This window comes from Klebsiella sp. CTHL.F3a (genome assembly GCF_019890895.1).
GTDB lineage: Bacteria > Pseudomonadota > Gammaproteobacteria > Enterobacterales > Enterobacteriaceae > Klebsiella > Klebsiella grimontii.
Genome location: NZ_CP082360.1, coordinates 2,958,231 through 2,976,365, shown reverse-complemented (window position 1 = coordinate 2,976,365; position 18,135 = coordinate 2,958,231). Strand labels below are relative to the sequence as shown.

The 18,135-nt window shown below is 56.9% G+C and carries 16 protein-coding genes; 6 read left to right on the top strand and 10 right to left on the bottom strand.

The genetic code is table 11. The features are described from left to right. Window positions 1-37 precede the first annotated feature (37 nt). Both K7H21_RS13985 and K7H21_RS13980 read right to left on the bottom strand, forming a co-directional pair. On the bottom strand, window positions 38-502 hold the full coding sequence (locus tag K7H21_RS13985) for a DMT family transporter (RefSeq protein WP_087829356.1): 465 nt from the start codon (window positions 500-502) through the stop codon (window positions 38-40). Window positions 503-511: 9 nt separating this feature from the next. Beyond that, the gene (locus tag K7H21_RS13980; RefSeq protein WP_004120541.1) at window positions 512-946 is read right to left on the bottom strand and encodes a DMT family transporter; all 435 of its coding nucleotides are present in this window, start codon (window positions 944-946) and stop codon (window positions 512-514) included. Between the two features lie 99 nt (window positions 947-1,045). Here K7H21_RS13980 and K7H21_RS13975 point away from each other — a divergent pair, with 99 nt between their 5' ends. Continuing rightward, window positions 1,046-1,978, top strand: coding sequence for a LysR family transcriptional regulator (locus K7H21_RS13975; RefSeq protein ID WP_087829357.1), 933 nt, complete (start codon window positions 1,046-1,048; stop codon window positions 1,976-1,978). 265 nt (window positions 1,979-2,243) lie between these two features. Next, on the top strand, window positions 2,244-4,427 hold the full coding sequence (katG, locus tag K7H21_RS13970; protein ID WP_004120544.1) for a catalase/peroxidase HPI: 2,184 nt from the start codon (window positions 2,244-2,246) through the stop codon (window positions 4,425-4,427). A 50-nt stretch (window positions 4,428-4,477) separates the two neighbouring features. Here the strand turns inward: katG and mgtU are convergent, their stop codons facing one another. The 5 genes from mgtU to K7H21_RS13950 form a co-directional block, all read right to left on the bottom strand. Further along, on the bottom strand, window positions 4,478-4,564 hold the full coding sequence (gene mgtU / locus K7H21_RS29210; RefSeq protein WP_251009858.1) for a magnesium transporter protection protein MgtU: 87 nt from the start codon (window positions 4,562-4,564) through the stop codon (window positions 4,478-4,480). A 13-nt stretch (window positions 4,565-4,577) separates the two neighbouring features. Beyond that, a complete protein-coding gene (mgtR, locus tag K7H21_RS13965; protein WP_004101989.1) occupies window positions 4,578-4,670 on the bottom strand; it encodes a protein MgtR in 93 nt (30 codons plus the stop codon). A gap of 18 nt (window positions 4,671-4,688) precedes the next feature. Next, window positions 4,689-7,421 (bottom strand): magnesium-translocating P-type ATPase, encoded by a 2,733-nt coding sequence (gene mgtA / locus K7H21_RS13960; RefSeq protein WP_004120546.1) that lies wholly within the window; start codon window positions 7,419-7,421, stop codon window positions 4,689-4,691. 155 nt (window positions 7,422-7,576) lie between these two features. Then, the gene (locus K7H21_RS13955) at window positions 7,577-8,272 is read right to left on the bottom strand and encodes an MgtC family protein (protein ID WP_112165105.1); all 696 of its coding nucleotides are present in this window, start codon (window positions 8,270-8,272) and stop codon (window positions 7,577-7,579) included. A gap of 415 nt (window positions 8,273-8,687) precedes the next feature. After that, complete coding sequence (locus K7H21_RS13950) at window positions 8,688-9,233, bottom strand: anti-virulence regulator CigR family protein (protein ID WP_223035871.1); 546 nt, start codon at window positions 9,231-9,233, stop codon at window positions 8,688-8,690. Window positions 9,234-9,522: 289 nt separating this feature from the next. Between K7H21_RS13950 and K7H21_RS13945 the strand changes: the two genes are divergently transcribed. Beyond that, on the top strand, window positions 9,523-10,932 hold the full coding sequence (locus K7H21_RS13945; RefSeq protein ID WP_049112853.1) for an MFS transporter: 1,410 nt from the start codon (window positions 9,523-9,525) through the stop codon (window positions 10,930-10,932). 17 nt (window positions 10,933-10,949) lie between these two features. On the opposite strand, the gene K7H21_RS13940 is transcribed toward K7H21_RS13945, so the two are convergent. Continuing rightward, window positions 10,950-12,113 (bottom strand): MFS transporter, encoded by a 1,164-nt coding sequence (locus tag K7H21_RS13940; RefSeq protein ID WP_223035870.1) that lies wholly within the window; start codon window positions 12,111-12,113, stop codon window positions 10,950-10,952. A gap of 104 nt (window positions 12,114-12,217) precedes the next feature. Here K7H21_RS13940 and K7H21_RS13935 point away from each other — a divergent pair, with 104 nt between their 5' ends. Then, the gene (locus K7H21_RS13935; RefSeq protein ID WP_004120556.1) at window positions 12,218-13,123 is read left to right on the top strand and encodes a LysR family transcriptional regulator; all 906 of its coding nucleotides are present in this window, start codon (window positions 12,218-12,220) and stop codon (window positions 13,121-13,123) included. Here the strand turns inward: K7H21_RS13935 and K7H21_RS13930 are convergent. Then, window positions 13,092-13,997 carry a LysR family transcriptional regulator gene (locus K7H21_RS13930; RefSeq protein ID WP_139530088.1) on the bottom strand — a complete coding sequence of 302 codons (906 nt, stop codon included), beginning with the start codon at window positions 13,995-13,997 and terminating at the stop codon, window positions 13,092-13,094. The two genes, K7H21_RS13935 and K7H21_RS13930, sit on opposite strands and share 32 nt — an antisense overlap. 156 nt (window positions 13,998-14,153) lie before the next feature. On the opposite strand from K7H21_RS13930, the gene K7H21_RS13925 reads away from it, so the two are divergent. After that, window positions 14,154-14,966 (top strand): AraC family transcriptional regulator, encoded by an 813-nt coding sequence (locus tag K7H21_RS13925; protein ID WP_223035869.1) that lies wholly within the window; start codon window positions 14,154-14,156, stop codon window positions 14,964-14,966. Window positions 14,967-15,051: 85 nt separating this feature from the next. Continuing rightward, the gene (locus K7H21_RS13920) at window positions 15,052-15,669 is read left to right on the top strand and encodes a LysE family translocator (RefSeq protein WP_139530086.1); all 618 of its coding nucleotides are present in this window, start codon (window positions 15,052-15,054) and stop codon (window positions 15,667-15,669) included. Window positions 15,670-15,713: 44 nt separating this feature from the next. Here K7H21_RS13920 and K7H21_RS13915 read toward each other — a convergent pair whose 3' ends face one another. Continuing rightward, the gene (locus tag K7H21_RS13915; RefSeq protein ID WP_223035868.1) at window positions 15,714-18,014 is read right to left on the bottom strand and encodes an FdhF/YdeP family oxidoreductase; all 2,301 of its coding nucleotides are present in this window, start codon (window positions 18,012-18,014) and stop codon (window positions 15,714-15,716) included. Between the last annotated feature and the right edge of the window lie 121 nt (window positions 18,015-18,135).

Genomic DNA, 18,135 nt, shown 5'->3' with positions numbered 1-18,135 from the left:
AGCGATGCACGACAACTCACCTGAACAGGTGGGCGGTCTATCGCTTCTCTGCGGCTTTTGCCGCCTTGCCGGAGCGATAAATAAAGAACAGCGCCAACCCCAAACAGACGATCGCCCCAAGCCGCCCCGGTGAAAAGGTAATGGCATCATTACCGAGCCAGCCAAAGTTATCGATCAGCAGACTCATGGCCAGTTGGCCAAAAATCACCGCCACCGTGGCCGTCGCGGTACCGATACGCTGCACCGCCACCACCATAATTACGATATAGGGGACGCCGCAAAATGCCCCCAGCAGCTGCCATTTCGGCACATCCAGCAGCGTCGTCGTCTGGTGGGGCGCAAAGTAGAAAATCAGCAGCGCGGTGATCAAGGCGCCTACGGAGAAAGTGAGAAACGCGCTACGAAATACGCCTACCTGACTGCCTAAACGACCGTTAATCGCCGCCTGCATACTCAACATCGCGCCGCCGGCCAGCGCCAGCAAAATCATTATGCTACTCATCTTAAGTCCTCAGCTTGCGGCGATCAGAATCAGGGCGACAACGATAAACAGCAGTGCGATAAGCCGCCGACCGTCGATTTTACGTTTTGGCGAACCGAACAGGCCATAATGGTCAATCAACAGGCTTTTGCAGACCTGGCCGGCAAGAATGCCGATCATCGTCATGGCAATACCGATAACCGGCACGGCGATAGTTAAGATGACGACATAGATGGGGCCCAGGATGCCCCCGGTAAGCTGCCAGCCCGGCAAAGAGAAGAACGAGGGGCTTTGTCTCTGGCCAAACAGCAGCATCAACAGAAACGTCAGCGCGCTGCCAACGCTGAAAATACTGAAGGTGGCCCACAGGTCCCCTACCTGACCGGCCAGCGGCCCGAGTAGTCCAGCTTCCACGGATAATCCCATGCCGCCGGCAATCACAAGAAAAATAAGTAATAACTGCATCGTTGCTATCCGATTATTAATGGGGTGGCAGAGCATAAAGCAGCGGAGTGATGTGAAAAACGATACAATCAAGGAAACACTTTTGCGGATATTGCATTAATGAGCGATGCGGGTAATGTGAACTTTCGGGCGCTGCAGCTGTTTATCGCCGTTTACGACAGCCAGAGCTTTTCCGTCGTGGCGCGACGGGAAGGCGTTTCTCCCTCAATGGTATCGCGCACCATTCACCAGCTTGAGGACGCGCTCGGTCAGCAACTGTTTTATCGTAATACCCGGGCCGTGGTGCCTACCGAAGCAGGACGCCTGTTTGCCGCTCATGCCAGAGGTATCAGCGAACAGTTCAGCGCCGCGCGACGCGATTTGCAGGACCGGAACCTTGAGCCAGGCGGGCTGGTGCGCATCAACGCCCCGGTCTATTTTGGCCAGCGCCATATCGCGCCCTGGCTGCCGGGGCTGACGGCGCGCTATCCGCAGATGCAGATTGAGCTGGCGCTGACCGATGATTTCATCGATCCGCACCGCGATGCGACCGACGTGATTTTTCGCATCGGTAGCCTGCCGGATTCCAGCGTTCACGCCAGAGTACTGGGTATGCAGCATCATTATCTGGTCGCCGCTCCGGCGTATCTGCGACGCCGCGGCATCCCGGAGACGCCGGAAGATCTTCGCCAGCACAGCACGCTGGTCTACAGCGGCTCAAACGGGCCCAACCGCTGGCTGTTCCGCCTTGCGCAAGGGGAATGGGTGCACTATCCGCAAACGCCGCAGCTCACTTCAAATAACGCTGATGCGCTGCTGACCGCTGCGCTGGGGGGCATGGGAGTGGTGCTCTTTCCCGACTGGATGGTTAATGAAGCGACAGGAGAAGGAAGGCTAATTCAGCTGATGCCCCGCTACACCGCGGCAATCGGCAATACCCCCTCGCCGGTTTCGGCGATTTACCCTCACGCCAGGCATCCGTCACTTAACGTACGGGCGGTAATTGACTATTTTATCGACGTTTTTGGTACACCTTTATACTGGCAGCGCTAAGCTTGTTTACGCACTAAAATTGTCATAACGCAAATAATGGGATCTTCGCTGGCGGAGATGATGCCTTAACGATTCCTTTACGCTGATGTTACGACTATGGTGGTAAGGTCATTGTTGAAAACCAGCCATTCAACAATGATATATATTCGGTTTTTACAAAGGCATTGAACGGAAATAACTATTAAATCCGTAGACTCATTCAAATATCGCTTATTGGTAGCAGTGTATATCGTAATGGCATTCACAAAAGCAAACGGAGCCTGATATGAGCACGTCAAACGATCCTTCGAATACCCCGTCGGCAGGAAAATGTCCCTTTCACGCCGAAACACCGACGCCCACGCAGAGCGCGGGCGGTGGCACCGGCAACCGCGACTGGTGGCCTAATCAACTACGTGTGGATCTGCTGAATCAGCACTCCAATCGTTCAAACCCGCTGGGCGAAAACTTTAACTACCGCGAAGAGTTTAAGAAGCTCGACTACTCGGCCCTGAAAGCCGATCTGCGCGCCCTGCTCACCGATTCTCAGGAGTGGTGGCCGGCGGACTGGGGCAGCTATATCGGGCTGTTTATTCGTATGGCATGGCACGGCGCCGGTACCTATCGTACCGTTGACGGGCGCGGCGGCGCAGGCCGCGGGCAGCAGCGTTTCGCCCCGCTCAACTCCTGGCCGGATAACGTCAGCCTCGACAAAGCCCGTCGCCTGCTGTGGCCGGTTAAGCAGAAATACGGCCAGAAAATCTCCTGGGCCGATCTCTATATGCTGGCGGGCAACGTGGCGCTGGAAAACGCCGGTTTCCGCACCTTTGGCTTCGGGGCCGGTCGTGAAGACGTATGGGAACCGGATCTGGACGTTGACTGGGGTAATGAAACCGAATGGCTGGCCCATCGTCATCCGGAAAGCCTGAATCAGCAGGCGATCGGCGCCACCGAAATGGGGCTGATTTACGTCAACCCTGAAGGTCCTAATGCCAGCGGCGACCCGCTCTCCGCGGCCTCCGCAATTCGCGCGACCTTCGGCAATATGGCGATGAATGATGAAGAGATCGTCGCGCTGATCGCCGGCGGCCATACGCTGGGCAAAACCCACGGCTCCGCGGTGACCAGCCACGTTGGCGCAGAGCCGGAAGCGGCGCCGATCGAAGCGCAGGGCCTCGGCTGGGCGAACAGCTACGGCAGCGGCGCGGGCGCCGACGCGATCACCTCCGGTCTGGAAGTGGTCTGGACGCAAACGCCAACCCAATGGAGCAACTACTTCTTCGAAAACCTGTACAAATACGAGTGGGTACAGACCCGCAGCCCGGCAGGCGCGATTCAGTTCGAAGCGAAAGACGCCCCTGAAATCATTCCTGACCCGTTTAATCCGGAGAAAAAACGCAAGCCCACCATGCTGGTCACCGACCTGACGCTGCGCTTTGACCCGGAATTCGACAAGATTTCCCGCCGTTTCCTGAACGACCCGCAGGCCTTTAACGAAGCTTTCGCCCGCGCATGGTTTAAACTGATCCACCGCGATATGGGGCCGAAGTCCCGCTACATGGGTCCGGAAGTGCCGAAAGAAGATCTGATCTGGCAAGACCCGCTACCGGCGGCGATCCACGCCCCGACCGCAGAGGATATCGCGACGCTGAAAACCGCCATTGCCGACGCCGGCCTTTCGGTCAGCGAGCTGGTTTCCGTAGCCTGGGCATCGGCATCCACCTTCCGCGGTGGTGATAAACGCGGCGGCGCCAACGGCGCGCGTCTGGCGCTCGAGCCGCAGAAATCGTGGCCGGTTAACGCCATCGCCTCCCGCGTGCTGCCAACCCTGCAGGCGATTCAGCAGGCATCCGGTAAAGCGTCTCTGGCTGATATCATCGTCCTCGCCGGCGTGGTGGGCATTGAGCAGGCTGCCGCGGCGGCAGGCGTTCAGGTCAGCGTCCCCTTCGCTCCTGGCCGCGTCGATGCGCGTCAGGATCAGACCGATGTCGAAGCGATGGATCTGCTGCAGCCTCTGGCCGATGGTTTCCGCAACTATCGTCGCGTGGGCGGCGGCATCTCCACCGAAACGCTGCTGATTGATAAAGCGCAGCAGTTAACGCTGACGGCGCCAGAAATGACGGTCCTGGTAGGCGGTCTGCGTGTGCTGGGCGCTAACTTTGACGGCAGCCGGCACGGCGTATTTACCGACCGCGTGGGCGTGCTGAGCAATGATTTCTTCGCTAACCTGCTCGATATGGGTACCGTCTGGAAAGCTGCTGACGAGCACGCTGAGCTGTTTATTGGCCGCGATCGTAAGAGCGGCGAAGAGAAATACACCGCGACACGCGTTGATCTGGTGTTTGGCTCCAACTCCGTCCTGCGCGCCCTGGCAGAAGTGTATGCCTGCAGCGATGCGCGGCAGAAGTTTGTCAGCGACTTTGTCGCCGCATGGACCAAAGTGATGAACCTCGACCGCTTCGATCTGTAATCTTTTCCCCGGCAGAAATGCTAAACCCGGGCCAATGGCCCGGGTTTCTTCTATCTAATCCAGATTGTCAGCAGAATAATGATGGCCGCAATAATCGCCACCTGAATAAAGACTTTATCCAGCGATCCTCTACGCATCGCGCCCCCTTATTCAGAACAGGATTTGCCAGATAGCTAACAGCAGCACCAGCAGACCCATCAGGAAAAATATCAGCGCGATGATAGTGTCCGGAGAACGATTCATCTCTGCGCCTCCTTATTATCAGAACCACTGACCGAAACGTTTGATATAGAAACGTTTCATGCCCTGCGCGACCACGCAGTAGCTGAGCAGCGTCGCGACCAGCCATGGGAAGTAGCTCAGCGGCAGCGGCTCCAGCCCGACCATCGCTCCCAGCGGGGAGAACGGAATGTAGATGCCCATCGCCATAATCACTGCGGTGGTGAGCAGTACCGGCAGCGTCGCGCGGCTCTGGATAAACGGAATTTTCTGCGTTCTCAGCATATGTACGACCAGCGTTTGCGACAGCAGCCCTTCAATAAACCAGCCGGACTGAAACAGCGCCTGGGCTTCGACGTTGTTCGCCGCGAACACGTACCACATCAGCGCGAAGGTGGTGATATCAAAAATGGACGACGTCGGGCCAATCCACAGCATAAAGCGGCCGATGTTTTTTGCATCCCACTTGCGCGGCTTGCGCAGGAATTCCTTATCCATCTTGTCCCAGGGCAGCGAGAGCTGGGAGAGATCGTACATCAGGTTCTGGATCAGCAGATGAATCGCCAGCATCGGCAAGAACGGAATAAACGCGCTGGCCACCAGTACTGAGAAGACATTACCGAAGTTAGAGCTGGCGGTCATATTCAGGTACTTAATGATATTGCCGAACGTCTCACGTCCTTTGATCACCCCTTCTTCCAGCACCATCAAATCCTTTTCCAGCAGGATAATATCGGATGCCTCTTTGGCGATATCCGCCGCGCTGTCGACCGAAATACCGACGTCCGCGTCGCGCAGCGCTGGCGCATCGTTGATGCCATCGCCGAGGAAGCCGACGGTGTGGCCGTTTTTCTGCAGCGTTTTCAGGATCCGCGACTTCTGCAACGGCGTCAGTTTGGCGAACACCGCGCGCGTTTCCACTTCGCGCTCCAGTTCGTTATCCGTCATCGTCTCAATCTGCGGCCCGGTCAGGATACCGTGGGCATCGATACCTACTTCCAGGCAAATCCGCGCCGTGACGACCGGGTTATCGCCGGTCAACACTTTGACCGCCACGCCGTTGTCGCGTAGCGCGGTAATCGCTTTTCCCGCGCTCTCTTTCGGCGGGTCGAGGAAGGTCAGCATTCCTTCTACCGTCAGCCCCTGCTCATCGTTGGCGCACAGCGGGGCTGTCAGGGCGGAATCATCCAGCTTGCGGGTCGCAACCAGCAGCACGCGGAAGCCCTGGGCGTTGTAGTCCTGCGTTTTGGCTAACAGCAGATCGCGGCGGGTTTCATCCAGCGCAACCACGCGGTCGCCTTCGCGCAGATGCGTGGCCACCATCAGCATCTCTTCGACCGCGCCTTTGCAGATCAGGCTTTTATCACCGTGGCGAACATCTTCCACCGACACCGACACCCGACGGCGGACAAAATCAAACGGCAGTTCATCAAGCTTCACGAAGCGCTCTTTGGTCGCCGGCGCAATCCGCCCCTCACCAAAGCGCAGCACCGCCCGATCCATCAGGTTGCGCGCCCCGCTCTGGCTGCTGCTGTTGAGCCACGCCAGCGTCAGCACCCGGTCGCTCTCGCTGCCGCTGACGTCAAGATGATGCTCAAGAATGATATTGTCCTGAGTCAACGTGCCGGTTTTATCGGTGCACAGCACGTCCATGGCGCCGAAGTTCTGAATCGCGTTCAGCCGCTTGACGATCACTTTACGCCGCGACATGGCGATAGCGCCTTTCGCCAGGTTGGAGCTGACGATCATCGGCAGCATCTCCGGCGTCAGGCCCACGGCGACCGCGAGAGCAAACAGCGATGCCTCAACCCAGTCGCCTTTGCTGAAGCCGTTAATCAGCAGAACAATCGGCACCATCACCAGCATAAAGCGGATCAGCAGCCAGCTGACGCTGTTTACCCCGCGATCGAACGCCGTCTGGGTGCGCGTACCGACAATAGACTTCGCCAGCGAACCAAACCAGGTGCGGTTTCCGGTGGCCACCACCACCGCCTGCGCCCTGCCGCTGGTCACGTTGGTGCCCATCAGACAGATATTGCCCATCTCCAGCAGGCTTTTATCTTTATTCGGCTCGGGAAGCCTGTCGCACCCTTTGCCGGACACGCTGGCCAGAACATCATACTTTTCAACCGGCAGCGATTCACCGCTGAGTATCGACTGGCTGACGAACAGGTCCCGGGACTCCAGCAGACGGACATCTGCCGGAACCAGATCCCCCGCCGCCAGGAAAATGATGTCACCGGGCACCAGTTCCTCAATGGCAATCTCCTCCTGCACCGGCCCCATGTTACCAGGACCGCGACGCAGCACCGTCGCCGTGGTGCGGACCATCGATTTCAGCGCCTGTGCCGCTTTGTTGGTACGAAACTCCTGCCAGAAACGCAATAACCCGCTCAGGCTAACCATCGTGACGATAATAATGATCCCGGTCAGATCGGTCTCTTCGCCGTTACGCAGCGGTAGCCAGTAATCGGTCACGAAGCTGACGGCGGCCAGCGCCATCAGGACATAGATAAACGGGTTATTGAATGCCTGCAAAAGCTGGATTAGCGCTGGCGGCGCCTGCTCGTGCGCGACTTCATTGCGGCCATATTCATCCAGTCGTTCAAGGGCATCTTCGGTGGTGAGACCCTGACGGCTGCTGTTGAGCCGCGCCAGCGTATGATCCGGGCTGTTAAATGCCTCGGTTTCAATGGCGAAGCTTTTTTTATGCTGCTTATCATTTTCTGACGCAGACCGGTTTATTTTCCGGTTTTCTATTTTCATGTCAGTCATGATTAATCCTCAAAATTAAGACGTCGTTATCCCTGCATAATTAACTTATGCATAATTCATTTTTACGTTATTAAACGCTTATTACTTTATATGCCTGGGAATATCCATCATTCCCTCCTTAGACAAATCATTGCCACAGTAGAATATCAGGGAGGCTAACTCCCTTCGACGCACCAGCGCACTGACGTAATGTTTTCGTCACCGCCAATTCTTGCCATAATAAGATCTCGTACTTTGCGGTGGTCGGTATTACCGACCAGTTCGATACGAATTTCTTTATGTCCTTGTTCTTTTGCTGCTATCGACACCAGCCCCTGCAAGCTGAGCGTCATCTCTTTACTGATATTAAGCAATAGCTGACGAATCGCGTTTTCGTGTTCGCTATGACAAATAATATTCAGGACGTAGCATTTCTCTTCTTCTGTCGCACCGGGGATCTGATTAATTCTCTGCGCCGCTTCGCGCAGTAGAATATTAGCGCAGAGGATGATCAGCGTTGCCACCGCCGCTTGCCAGAACTGGCCTAAGCCACACAGTACGCCAATTGCCGCAGAGCACCACAGCGTTGCCGCGGTATTCAGGCCGCGCACGTTCATGCCTTCCCGCATGATGACGCCGGCGCCGAGAAAACCAATTCCGGAAACCACCTGCGCGGCAATACGCCCCGGGCTATCCGGCGATGCGGAGATAGAGCTCAGAATAAAAACCGCCGCGCCGGTGGCGACCAGCGCATTAGTGCGCAGGCCAGCCATTCGCTGCCGCCACTGTCTTTCGGCGCCAATCAGCGCGCCCAACAGCATTGCCGCGAGTAAATTTGCGATATAAGGAAACATCAACATAGCTTCCTCCATTTTTGCTGGAAGAATTAACTACGTGCTTTATTAAGCACACGACAAATTGTCGCCAGATAGGCGATTAGCGTCGCGTTGACGGTGGAGGGAATAATGTATTTTTAAACATGAACATGACGATTATCCTCGCAGCCATGCTGCGTTATTCTTTATGGGATGCAATCGTCTGAATGATGAGGAGATTGCTGCCCGCCGGTTGGCAAGCAGCGCAGAAAAAATAGCGTCAGCTTGCCTTGATGTTTAAGTAAGGGTGACTGTCCAACATATTTCTCCTGTGTGAATTTGTGCTCATTATAGTCATTCAATTATTTGAGTAAAGTTAAAATCTCGCTTTAGTGACGATTTGTTTAGAATGACCTTAATGCGCCAGGCCTGCCCACCGGGATTAACCCCGGCGCGAACCGGGGTTAATTCACTAATCGAAGACGCCATTAATTATCGACGTCACGATCGCCGTACTCAGCGCGATCAGCACTAAATCCTGGCCCACCACGCGCCATTCATAGCCTGGATAGTAAGGCAGTTCGTTGAGCATTGATGCCGGAACCGCTTTTTTCGCAATCCCCGGAGGTAAGGGTTTACCACGCGCCAGATTTTTGGCGATTCCCGGCGGCAGGGACTGATAGCCGGTTAAACCGTAGTTTACCGCCAGCGAACGTGCTCTGGAGAAGCTGATATCGGCGGAGACATGATCGGGTTTGCCGTAATTTTTTCTCTGCCCCGGATTTCCTTCTTTATGGCCCTGGTTGCCCTTATCAACGTTATTTTTACCGCTATTGCCCTTGTTACCGCTATTGCCATGGTTACCGCTATTCCCACCACTGTTGCCATGGTTACCGCTATTTCCACCGCCGTTACCGCCGCCATTCCCGTTACCGGGATTAGCGAAGACCGGCGTAGCCATCATTGACAGCGAAAGCACCGCCGCCAGCGCTGCTTGTAAAATTTTCTTGCTAGACATGATTATTTTCCTGAGTGGGAGTACTCGCTTTGAACGTAGGTGAATAACCGCGACGTAACAATCTCTCTTTATCTTAAATTTAACCCAAGTCAAAACCTTACGGCATAGTGGTGAATTCCTTCATCCCGTGGGCGGATGCAGCGCGAAAACCAGCATACTTTCTCATCAGAATCCCATTTCCGAGATTTTATTCTGCAAATATTCCCCCCTCGGTGCGAATAAAAATTTAAAACCATTAACAATCAAATAACATTAGCAGGCAAACATTTTATCTGAGGAAAATAATAATATGTCTACCACCCAGGTTCTGGGCGACGCCGCGTTCGCCTCCCCAGGACATCCCCACTCCAGCCTGACCGCTCGCATCGATGCGCTGCCCGCCTCCGTTGGCCTGTGGTCTTTTATCACCCTCCTGGCGCTGGGCGGCTTCTTCGAGCTGTACGATCTTTTTCAGACCGGCTATATCAGCACCGGGCTGCTGGCAGAGAATATTTTCCATACCGGCGAACAGGGTATCTTCGGTATCTCCGACCAGGCCGCCTTCGCGTCGTCCACTTTTATGGGGCTGTTTATTGGCGCCAGCCTGCTTGCGCCGCTGGCGGATAAACTGGGCCGCCGCCTGACGTTTATGTTTGCCCTCGCCTGGTACGGCGTATTTTCGCTGATGATGGCCCTGCAAAGCAGCGCCGAAGGGGTTATCTTCTGCCGCTTTCTGGTCGGTGTCGGTCTCGGCATTGAGCTGGTGACCATCGACACCTATTTAAGCGAATGGGTGCCGACGCATCTGCGCAATAAAGCTTTCGCTTTCGCCTTCTTTATTCAGTTTTTATCGGTTCCTGCCGTGGCGCTGATGTCGTGGCTGCTGGTGCCGATTACCCTTTTCGGCCTGACCGGCTGGCGCTGGGTGATTATTTTCGGCGCGCTCTGCTCACTGGTCATCTGGGTTATCCGCAAGAAGCTGCCGGAGTCGGCGCGCTGGCTGGAGGAAAAAGGTCGTCACGAGGAAGCCCATAAGGTGATGTGCGAAATGGAACAGCGCTGCGGCGTTTCTCCCTCGCCGCGCCACCGGATTGAGAAGCAAGACAACCAGCGCAGGCTGGGAAGCTTTAAAGCGATCTGGGCGCCGCAGTACCGCAAACGCACGATCATGCTGATGGTGATGAACTTCTTCCAGGCCATTGGCTTCTTTGGCTTCGGCAACTGGCTGCCCGCCCTGCTTTCCGGTCAGGGGGCGAGTATCACCCACAGCCTGCTGTACGCGTTCTTTATTACCCTCGCCTATCCGATTGGCTGTCTGTTCTGCACCCGCTTCGTCCATCGTTTTGAAAATAAATGGCAAATTGTGCTTTCCGCGCTGATGACGGTGGTGTTTGGGACCCTGTTTGCCCTGCAGAACAGCCCGGTGCTGCTGGTGATTTGCGGGTTTATGATCACCTGGTCAAACGCCTGGCTAACCATTAGCTATCACGCCTACCAGGCCGAAGTTTTCCCAACCCACATCCGCGCGCGGGCGGTCGGCTTCTGCTACTCCTTTAGCCGACTGTCGACGGCGATCACCAGCATTTTGATCGGCATTATTTTGCAGTACGCCGGTACCCCAGGGGTGATTAGCTTTATCGTCGCCAGCATGCTGATGGTGATGCTGTCGGTAGGCATCTTTGGTCCGAAGACTCGCGGGATCAGCCTGGAGAATATTTGACGCTAGCCGCCGCCGGGTTAGCCGGCGGCGCGCGTGGCTAATCTTTTCTCCTGAATCCGTAGCAGCCACGGCAGCGGCAATGCGCTCAGGGCGCAGAGCAGCAATATTCCCTGCATTGCCCGCTCGCCGTTGCCGTCAACCGAGAGCAACCACGACGAAAGCAGAAAGGCCGCCGCCGTACTTAATGACATTAAGGTATTCTGTAAAAGCGTAAACCCGGCCCTGGCGCTATCCGCGGGAAAACGCATTGCCACAGCCGATGAGGCCACCAGGCGACAGTAGGCGGCAGCCAGAAACAGCACCATAAACAGTGCGCCGCCGTGGTTGAAGATAAAAGCGATGCTCAGGCTCAGTATAAACAGCAGACTGGCCAGCAGGCTGATGCGGTAGCCGCTGTAATGCTGGCATAGTTTGCCGGTGAGTTTAGTGGCGCCCAGCCCTGCCACTCCTCCGCCGAAAAAGAGCCACGGCAATTCGTCGCCGCTGGCCCCCATTTTCACCGTCAGTAACGGTACCAGCAGCGGAATGATTAACATCGGACTGAACTGCGCTAGTGCGTTGCCGGAGGCGTAAAACAGCACCGATGACGACCAGCGCAAACCCGCATGACGACTCGCCTCGATGGGTTGTTCCGGCAGCACGAGTTTTATCAGCGGTAACGTGATTAAGCAGAGTCCGCCGATCGTCGCGGGAGCTATCTGCCAGCCGATTTGTTCACTGAGAAATAGCATCATCGGCATGCCGACAATGCTGACCAGTGAGAATGCGGCAATCGTTGAGGCCAATGCCCGAGAGCGCAGCTGCGGCGGCATAATGTTGACCAGCAGACTGCTGGCCACGCCCATCGTGGTCCCGCCGACCAGGCCGGCAAGAAAACGCCAGAATAACAATACGTCAAAACGGGTGGTGGTCAGCGTCATCATCGTTAGTCCCCCCAACAGAGCCATGTTGCAGAGCAAAAAGCGCCGTGGTTTAACGTTACCGACCCATCGCCAGACGCTTACCCCGGCAACAACGGAAGCCAGCGTATAAACGCCGGTGACGTAACCCGCCTGGCTTACCGGCACCTGAAACGTCGGCGCCATCCAGGTAAATAAGGGATTAAAAATCATATATTCGAGGGCGTTGATGAATTGAACAAAGGCCATGATCAACGTTATTCGTACCAGATATCCGGGCATGTAAGACTCCTGACAATGTAATGCGCAGAGTCTAGCTGCTGGTAAATCCGCGCATAAGACGGTAAAAGTGGCGTTGTTAATTATCAAAATCGGGATAATCGAGAGTGAAAAAAGTGGATCTCAACGCCCTGCGGGTGTTCGTCACCGTGGCGGAAACTGGCTCATTCAGCGCCGGAGCAAAAGCGCTGCAGATGCCCTCATCGAACGTAAGCCGACAGATTTCACAGCTTGAGGAGAGCCTTCAGCTACGCCTGATACAACGCAGTACCCGGCACATGAAGCTGACCCCTGCCGGTCAGACGCTGCTCGCCAGTATGCGGCCGGTGCTGGAGCAACTTGCCGCTACGGAAGCCGAGCTGACTCAGCAGCAGGCCGAACCCGAAGGACCGCTGCGCCTGTGCCTGCCAAACGAGATTGGCCCTTCGCTGTTTGCGCCGCTAATGGCGCAATTTGCCCTGCGCTACCCAAAAATAACCGTGAGCTGTACCACCAATCTGGCGGGAACGGAGGTGTTAAAAGAGGATGTGGATATTGCGGTGATCATTACCCGCGGCAAAATGGAAGACGCCAGCGTTATTGCGCGTCCGCTCTTTTCGTTTCCCTGCTGCGTGGTCGCTTCTCCGCAGCTGATTGCCAGAACGGGAATGCCGACAAACAGCGAGCAATTAACCACGCTGCCCTGTATTACCACCGTTAGCGCCCTGGCGGGGCAAGCCTGGCAGTTCGCCGCGGCGGACGGTAGCTTCAAAAAGGTAAGCGTCAACGGCCACTATCGCGTCAACAGCGGCGAAATGGCCCTGCACGCCGCGCTTGCCGGCGTCGGCTTCGCGATTCTGGGGGAGAAACCCTGCCGCCCGTTTATTGAACGCGGTGAACTCCAGGAAGTCACGCTGGAGCTGCCGCCGGCGCCGTTACAGCTCTCCGCCCTCTATCGAGAGCGCCACTTTATGCCCGCCAGAACGCGCGTCTGGCTTGAATTTATCCAGTCGCAGATGGCCGGCGTTCGCTAAAAATTACCTGCGCATCGGCGAAGCATTTTTCCGCCAGCGACGACACCGGCTCTTTGTTGCGCATGATCAGCGCCAGCATCGAGTCGACCTCCGTCTCGGCGATCGGCCTGATTTCCAGATTATCGCTCAGCGCTTCGAGGCCGTTGTTCAGCGGCATAATCGCGCAGCAGATCCCGGCCTGCACCGCCTGGATAATCTGAAACGTGGAGTCGCTTTCGAAAACGTATTTTGGCGCCAGCCCCTTGGCCTTAAAGCTCATCTCAATCGATTCGCGGTAGTACATGCCCTTGGTCAAAAAGCCCAGCGGCAGCGCGGCCAGCGTCTCCCAACCGGGGATGGCGTCAGCAAACTGGAAATGGCGCTTATCGTGCAGCAAACCCATCCGGGTGTTCGGCAGCCACACCACGTTGAACAGCCGGCTATCGACGTGATGTAGATAGCAGATCCCCAGATCCAGCTGGTTGCGGCTGACGCCGTCGATAATCTGTTCCGAGGTCATGGACAGCAGACTGAACTGCAGCTCCGGGTATTTATCCGCCAGCGGTTTGATCAGCTGCATCGGATTCAGGCTGGCTAAGGGCACCATTCCCACTCTGAGCTGACCGACCATCTGCCCGCGGCAGATAGCCGCCTCCGCCTCCAGCCCGTCGTGCGCCGCCAGCAGCGCCCTCGCCCAGGCCAGAATACGCTCGCCCTCTGGGGTAAAACCTTCAAACCGCTGCCCGCGCTGAATCAGAGTCAGATTAAGTTCTTCTTCAAGATTGCGGATCCGCATTGATAGCGTAGGCTGGGTGATATGGCAGGCCGCCGCGGCCTGGCCGAAATGTCGTGTTCTGTCGAGCGCAATCAGGTACTTAAGCTGTTTGATATCCATTAATGTTCCACTGTTGCGCAATCTGCTGCCAGCGCAGCAGGCAAAATGTTAGCTAAATGTTATGTTCTGCGTTGATGAAATTCAAGCGCCGGTCAACCATTGCTCGTCCCGCGCGCCTGAGGCTACACTCATGCTATGCCCCGGCAGGAGAAACCGTTGAAAACTCGCCTTCATCACGTTCAGCAGCACCGGATAGCCATGCCGGGACTGGAAGCCATATCGTTAGTTACGGACCAGAGCTTTCCGCGCCATTCCCACGATCGGTTCGGCATCGGGATTTTCACTCAGGGCGCGCAGCGTTCGTGGAGCCATCTGGGCAAAGTTGAGGCCGCCGCCGGAAATATCATTATGGTTAATCCGGGCGAAATACACGATGGTATTCCGCTGGAGGGCCCACGCAGCTGGCGTATGGTCTATCTCGATCCTGAGCGCGTTGTCGACGAACTGCAGGGAGAGATGAAGGCAGAAGAGATCCTCCTGCGTCCGGTCGTCGACGACCCGCAGCTGCGCGGGCAAATGCAGCGGCTGTTTCACGAGATCGTCGCCAGCGCGCCCGACGATACCGCCGTGGAAGAGGCGCTGCTGCTCTGCCTGATGCAGGTGAGCCAATTTCATCTTTGCGCCAGGCGACCCGGCAAAATCGGCACTCCCGCCATTGCGCTGGCCAGGCAATATCTCGACGACGCCCCCGAAGAAAAAATCTCTCTCGACGCGCTGGCTACCCTCTGCGGTCTCAGCCGCTTTCAGCTGATCCGCGGCTTCGCTCGAGAAACCGGCATCACGCCGCACGCCTACCTGGTACAAGCACGCCTACGCCTGGCTCGCCGTCTGCTGGCGGAAGGCTACTCCCCCGCTGATACCGCATTGATGGCCGGTTTTGCCGATCAGAGCCACCTCACCCGCGCGTTTCAAAAACAGTTTGCCGTCACGCCGGGCAGCTATCAGGCGATCGTTCAGGCGAGCCGCTAGCTGACGTTGTGCAATTTTGTTCAATACCGGCACGCGGCTTTACGAAATACTCAGAGCCTCGATTCACCACATCAGGAATAACATCATGGCGCTCATCAGCCCTGAGTTTCTTTTGACTTCGTTTATTGTGGTTATCGCTCCCGGCACCGGGACGCTGTACACCATTGCCACCGGTCTGGCGGCGGGCAGACGAATGAGTTTTGCCGCAGCCTTCGGCTGCACGCTGGGTATTATTCCGCATATGTTGGCGGCGATAACCGGGCTGGCGGCCATCCTTCACAGCACGCCTGGCGCATTCGAACTGGTGAAGTACGCCGGCGTCGCCTGGCTGCTGTACCTCGCCTGGGCTACGCTGACCCAGCGCGGCAGCTTGAGCGTGGAAGGCGTCGGGCAACGCATCCCGGGGCAGGTCATCAGCCACGCCATTCTGATCAATTTGCTTAACCCCAAACTGCCGCTCTTCTTTCTCGCCTTTCTGCCGCAGTTTATCCAGCGCGGCTCGGCTTCGCCGATCCGGGAAATGCTGATCCTGAGCGCTATGTTTATGCTGATGACGCTGCTGGTTTTTATGTTCTATGGCGCCTTTGCGGCGGCAATGCGTGGATACGTGCTGACTCGCCCCAGGGTTTTACAAGGGCTGAGAGCCTGCTTTGCCGTCGGTTTTGTCGGGCTGGGGATAAAGCTGATTCTGGCGCAGAGGTAGCGATTTTGCCCACGACGCGACGATCGTCGCAGGCAAAAAGCCCTTTAGCGAAGCCCCGCCAGCGCGCGGATCTCTTTCGAGCGCAGGGTTAAACGGACGGGCGCCGATTTATACGACGGCGTGCCGCTCTCTTTATCGAGATAATCCAGAGGGACCAGCACGTTCGCTTCGGGGTAATAGGCCGCAACGGTGCCCGGCGCGATGCTGTAGGCGACCAGCGTGATATCTTCCAACCGCTGATGGTGGCCCGGTAGCGCGGAGCTGATATCCACCCGATCGCCGTGCTCGAATCCCTGCTCCGCCATGTCCTGCTCGTTCATAAACAGCACGTCGCGACGGCCAAACACACCGCGGTAGCGATCGTCCATGGCATAAATGGTGGTGTTGTACTGATCGTGGCTGCGCAACGTCACCAGCCGCATCACATCGTTACCCTCCACCTGCAGATTTTCGCGCACGCCGTGGAAAACCGAGAACATCGCTTTTCCGGTCGGCGTCGGCCAGATACGCTCCGTCGGCGGCAGCGGCATACGAAAACCGCCGGGATGGCGAATACGTTGATTGTACTGGTCAAAGCCGGGAACGGTCTGTTCAATCAGATCGCGGATACGATCGTAGTCGGCAACCAACCACTGCCAGTCGATTTTGCTCTCCGGCAGCGTCGCCGTCGCCATTGCGGCGACAATCGCCGGTTCCGAGCGCAGTTCAGGCGAGCCGGGCTTCAGCTTGCCCGATGACGCGTGCACCATCGACATGGAATCTTCGACGGTGATCGACTGACGTCCGGTCTCCTGAATATCGAGTTCGGTTCGCCCAAGGCACGGCAGGATAAAAGTCTCTTTTGCCACCAGAAGATGCGAGCGGTTAAGCTTAGTGCCAATATGGACGCTCAGATCCAGCCCCCGCATCGCCGGAAAAGCCCGTTCGCTATCAGGCATGGCCACCGCGAAGTTACCGCCAAGGCAGATCAGCGCTTTCGATTCACCGTCAATCATCGCCTGCAGCGCTTTTACCGCATCATGGCCGTGCTCCTGCGGCGGCGTAAAACCACACACCCGCTGTAGGTTGGCGAGAAACTGGGCGCTCGGTTTTTCGGTGATACCGACGGTACGGTTGCCCTGGACGTTGGAGTGGCCGCGCAGCGGGCAGATCCCGGCCCCCGGTTTGCCAATATTCCCGCGCATCAGCAGCAGGTCGGCTATCAGGCGTACGTTGGAAGTGCCCTTGTTATGCTGGGTGATGCCCATGCCGTAAGTGATAATCGTGGCGTTAGATTTAGCGTAAGCCGCCGCCACCCGTTCAAGATCGCCGCGCGTCAGGCCAGACTCGCGTTCGATATCCAGCCACGGCGTCGCGTCGACATCCCTCGCAAAGTCGGCAAAGCCCAGCGTGTGCTCATCGATAAAGGCCCGATCCAGCGCCTCGCCCTGCTCCTCCTCAAGCCTTAACAGCGCCTTCGCGATACCCTTAAGCGCCGCCGCGTCGCCGCCCGCTTTGACCTGGAAGTAGGTCGATGCAATGTTGGTTGAGCTGTAGGTCGCCATCTCAATGACGTTCTGCGGATCGGCGAATCGCTCCAGCGCCCGCTCTTTTAGCGGGTTGAAGACGATAATCGGCACGCCCCGGCGCGCCAGTTCGTGCAGCGTACCCATCATGCGCGGATGGTTGGTGCCGGGATTGTGGCCGATAGAGATAACCAGCTCGGTTTTGTCAAAGTCATCAAGCGAGACGGTCCCTTTACCGATGCCGATCGACTGCGGCAGGCCGACGCTGGTCGACTCGTGGCACATATTGGAGCAGTCGGGAAAGTTATTGGTACCGTATTCGCGGGCAAACAGCTGGAACAGCCAGGCCACTTCATTAGAGGCGCGCCCTGAGGTGTAGAACTCCACTTCATTGGGCTGCAGGGTGCGAAGAACTTCGCCGATGCGGGCAAACGCCGCTTCCCATGACACCGGACGCAGGGTGTCGCTGGCCTTATCGTAAGCCAGAGGCTGGGTTAAACGCCCGTAGCCTTCCAGCTCGAAATCGCTCCGGGCCAGCAGCGACGTGGCGCTATTCGACGCCAGAAACTCTTCGGTGACCCGCTTGCTGGTGGCCTCCCAGGTCACCGCTTTGGCGCCGTTTTCGCAGAACTGAAACGTGGATTTATGCTCCTTATCGGGCCAGGCGCAACCGGGGCAATCAAAGCCATCAGGCTGATTGGTTCGCAGTAGCGTCGCGGGGGCATCGAGCGCATCCATTTGCGTCCGAACGGCGATGGCGGTGGCTTTTAAGGCACCCCAGCCTCCCGCCGGGCCATCATAGGGATGGACGCCGGGAACGACGCGTCTTTTATTACTCATGTTCACTCCTGATGCGCTTTCGGCGGCGGATAGCAGGTGAAACGCCGCATGATTCTTATCACCCGCTACCAGCCAGCGTAACGGGCATTTTTGTTAACGAAAGCATAACAATCAGGGCCGG